General features: G+C 36.7%; 3 protein-coding genes and 1 pseudogene. All 4 read left to right on the plus strand.

What is annotated here, in order from left to right; genetic code table 11:
• Nucleotides 1–972: hypothetical protein (locus tag BZG81_RS15655; RefSeq protein ID WP_077677801.1), on the plus strand; the 972-nt coding region annotated here is incomplete at its 5' end.
• A 196-nt stretch (nucleotides 973–1,168) separates the two neighbouring features.
• On the plus strand, nucleotides 1,169–1,972 hold the full coding sequence (locus BZG81_RS15285) for a hypothetical protein (RefSeq protein ID WP_077677802.1): 804 nt from the start codon (nucleotides 1,169–1,171) through the stop codon (nucleotides 1,970–1,972).
• 509 nt (nucleotides 1,973–2,481) lie between these two features.
• Complete coding sequence (locus tag BZG81_RS15290; protein ID WP_158011858.1) at nucleotides 2,482–3,552, plus strand: sel1 repeat family protein; 1,071 nt, start codon at nucleotides 2,482–2,484, stop codon at nucleotides 3,550–3,552.
• A 180-nt stretch (nucleotides 3,553–3,732) separates the two neighbouring features.
• A pseudogene (locus BZG81_RS15295) lies at nucleotides 3,733–4,355 on the plus strand (sel1 repeat family protein); the annotation flags it as partial.

Raw genomic sequence — 4,355 nt, forward strand, 5'->3', positions numbered from 1 at the left:
GACCCATATATATCGAGTACAGTAAAGCCTGACGATGAGATGTATGACTTGATGCTAATGCTACAGCGTGGGCGTGGTGATTGGAGTCAAACAACTTGGGATGAGATGGACTCTTTGATGAAAAAGGGCGTAGAGAATGCCAAAATAATCTATGCACGTACAAAAATAGATGAGATTTATAAACGAAGTGAAGCCACTGCGATACTGACTGAATTGATGAGAAAAGGGAACCCTTATGCGACTTACTGGTTATCTAGTAAAAGTAACTTATGCCTTTCTTATCTTTCATCAGAACATTTTGGCAACAAAGTAGCAAAAGAACTTGGCTTAGATACCTCTTATGAAAATAAATATTGCACCGAGGAGATCTATCAAAAAGCTGTCGAGGGCTTCAAAAAGCTTGCAGCAGAAGGCGATCTTCATGCCCAATATTTCTTGCTGAAAGATAAAGGTCTTGATAAATCGGTAGAAAAGCGTGARGARTACATWAAAGAAGTGATCCGATTCGCAGAAGCGCATTATTATAAGCCAATGATGGACTATCTTTATACATTAAAAAAGCCGGGACATAGAGGGCTAGAATTTCGCTCAGAAAAACTAAAAAACTTTGGTATGGATCTATACAGAGTAGCAAGTAATAACTATTATACTCCTGCTATAGGGAACTTGATGGTTCATGAAACGAATAATAAAGAACTCTTTAATAGAATGAAAATGGCAGGAGGGAAGTATTATTTTCTAGCGGTAGCCTTAGCGAGAAGCAATGAGTTGGCTGATAAAGAGAAGTTTTGTCATGCGCTATTATATGAAAACTTGTTTAAGAGTACTCGTTACTTCGTATATCATGGCGACTGGCCTAAAAAAAGTGATTACGATGAAAGCATCTGTAATATAGAAAAAGAAATCGCTGAGATGAAGCCAATGATTTATATTGATTACTTTACTAGGATCGATAACTGGGGGCGAGGCTGATTTTCTATTGGGCTGATACTGGAGTTTTCCGAACTTAAAGATTTCTTCCCCGTCTTGATTTGACATCCTAAATATCCCGCCCAGTGAGTGATACAACACTCGCTGGGCGGTAGCATTCCTTACGTTTAAAATTTTATGCTATCTCTCGGTCTAAACATCACTATCTGTTGGACACAACCCTATAATGCGTCATAAAATGATTATCCAAGTTATACTTTTAAGCTTATCGATGAGTATCCTCGCCGGTTGTAAAGAAAAGGTACTCAATCCTGAAGATGACATTCCTTTATTTAAAGACTTTATTGAAAGAAACATCGATAAAGTAGCCGATGATCCTTATATATCTAGTACGGTTCGCCCTGAAAATGAAATGTATGATGTGTTGCTTGATCTACAGCGAGGAACGCCTTGGAGCAAAGAAGAAGAAAATAGATTTAACCGTCTAATAGAAAAAGGGAATGCTCACGCAACAGTTTTACTCTCTCGCCTAAGAATGAATGACATTTCAAAAAAAAATATCGCAGTGTCTCGTCTAGCGAAGCTAATGATCGAGGGTAATCCTTATGCTGCGTATTGGCTTTCTAATAGAAGCTATCGCTGTCGCGCACATCTAGGCTCGAGTAGTCTTGGTACTAAAGTAGCGAAAGATCTCGGTTTAGATACCTCTTATGAAAATAAATATTGCACCGAGGARATMTATCAAAAAGCTGTCGAGGGCTTCAAAAAGCTTRCAGCASAAGGCGATCTTCATGCCCAATATTTCTTGCTGAAAGATAAAGGTCTTGATAAATCKGTAGAAAARCGTGAAGARTACATAAAAGAAGTTATTMGATTTGCCAAGTCTCACTATTATAAGCCTCTAATRGATTACTACTATAATATAACTAAAGTAGAAAATGGAAAAACAGTTTTTTACTCACCTAGATCAGAGCGMCAGGTKAAAAAATTGCTAAGAATAGCAGCTAATAATAACTATATYCCGGCTTTTTTTTTTGATTGACAAAAAYACTYCGAAAGATGATTTYCTTTATAATAGGTTAAAAAAGCTTGGAGCATGGCATTATTTTTGGGCTAAACCKTATTATAAGGRAAAATCTTTAAACCCAAAGGAAMAATAYTGTGATGMGAAACTATATAAGGCTATTTTCGGTGATCGATTTTTTGGTGGGAGTTATGARGGTAAAATARACATGARTAATCTAAMWTGTAATGTTAGTGAACAGTTGAATAGTATCGAACCTATGATTTACATTGATTATTTCACCAGAGTTAATGATTGGAGTAGAGGTTACTAATATATTTATATTTTATTACTTCTATTACGTTTATACATTAGCTTCATACTGCTTCTATATCCCGTTCAGTGAGTGATACAACACTCGCTGGGCGGTAGTATTCCTTACGTTTAAAGAGTTATGCTATCTGTCGGTCTAAATATCACTATCTGTTGGACACAGCCCTATGATGCGTCATAAAACGATTATCCRAGTTATACTGTTAAGCTTATCGATGGGTATCCTCACCGGTTGCAAAGAAAAGGCGATCAATCCTGAAGATGACATTCCTTTATTTAAAGACTTTATTGAAAGAAACATCGATAAAGTTGCCGATGATCCCTATATATCAAGCACGCTCAGGCCTGATGATGAAATGTATGAAGTGATGTTACAGCTACAACGGGGTATACCTTGGAGTGACAGCCGAGAAGAAGAATTCAATCGCCTTATCGAAAAAGGTAATACTCAAGCGACAATTTTACATGCTAGGATGGCGATTATAAACATTTTGGAACGCAGCTTGGCAATCTCACGACTGGCTAAGGCAATGAGCGAAGGTAATCCTTATGCAGCGTATTGGCTATCAAATAAAAGTAGCATATGCCTTTCATACATAAGCTCAAGAAATTTAGGGAACAAAGTTGCAAAAGATCTTGGCTTAGATACCTCTTACGAAAATAAATATTGCACCGAAGAAATCTATCAAAAAGCTGTTGAAGGGTTTAAAAAACTAGCAGAACAAGGTGATCTGCGCGCTCAGTACTTTTTATTAAAAGATAAAGGCCTTGATAAATCAGTAGAAAAACGTGAAGAATACATTAAAGAGGTTATTCGATTCTCAGAGGCTCATTACTATAAGCCATTGATGGACTATACCGACTCATTGCAAATGCAGACAAATAACGGATTCGTCTTTCGCTCAAAAGAATTAGAAAAATTAGCATTCGATCTTTTTAAGATTGCAAGCAATAATAATTATATCCCAGCTATGGGGACAGTAATGTACTACGAAGAGAATAATGATGAATTATTCGAAAGAATGAAAAAAGTAGGAGGTAGTTACTACTTTTTATCAATGGCATTAGATCGAAGTGATGAACTAAATAAACAAGAAAAATATTGCCATGCGTTATTGTACGAAAAGATATTTAAGGATAGTCGTTATTTTATTTATTATGATGACTGGCCTGATAAAAATGATTACGATGAGAGTGTCTGTGAGATAGATAAGGAAATCGCTGAGATGAAGCCAATGATTTATATTGATTACTTCACTAAAAGCGATAATTGGGGACAAGGCTGATTTTATTTTCAGCTAAAGCTAGCACTTTCTTAAATTGAAAGGCCTCTCGTATTGATTTGATATCCTAAATATTTACCGCCCAGTGAGTGACACAACACTCGCTGGGCGGTAGCATTCCTTAGCTTTAAAACGTTACGCTATCTTTTGGCCTAAACATCACTATCCGTTGGACACACCCCTATGATTCGTCATAAAAAGATTATCCAAGTTATACTTTTAAGCATATCGATGAGTTTCCTCTCCGGTTGCAAAGAAAAGGCGATCAACCCTGAAGATGACATCCCTTTATTCAAAGAGTTCATTGAAGAGAACATTGGTAAAGTATCCGATGACCCATATATATCGAGTACAGTAAAGCCTGACGATGAGATGTATGACTTGATGCTAATGCTACAGCGTGGTGATTGGAGTCAAACAACTTGGGATGAGATGGACTCTTTGATGAAAAAGGGCGTAGAGAATGCCAAAATAATCTATGCACGTACAAAAATAGATGAAATTTATAAACGAAGTGAAGCCACAGCTATACTGACTGAGTTAATGAGAAAAGGGAATCCCTATGCGACTTACTGGCTATCTAGTAAAAGTAACTTATGCCTTTCTTATCTTTCATCTGAACATTTTGGCAACAAAGTAGCAAAAGAACTTGGCTTAGATACCTCTTATGAAAATAAATATTGCACCGAGGAGATCTATCAAAAAGCTGTCGAGGGCTTCAAAAAGCTTGCAGCAGAAGGCGATCTTCATGCCCAATATTTCTTGCTGAAAGATAAAGGTCTTGATAAATCGGTAGAAAAGCGTGA

Origin of the sequence: Salinivibrio sp. MA607 (assembly GCF_001996245.1) — a bacterium.
Classification (GTDB): Bacteria; Pseudomonadota; Gammaproteobacteria; order Enterobacterales; family Vibrionaceae; genus Salinivibrio; species Salinivibrio costicola.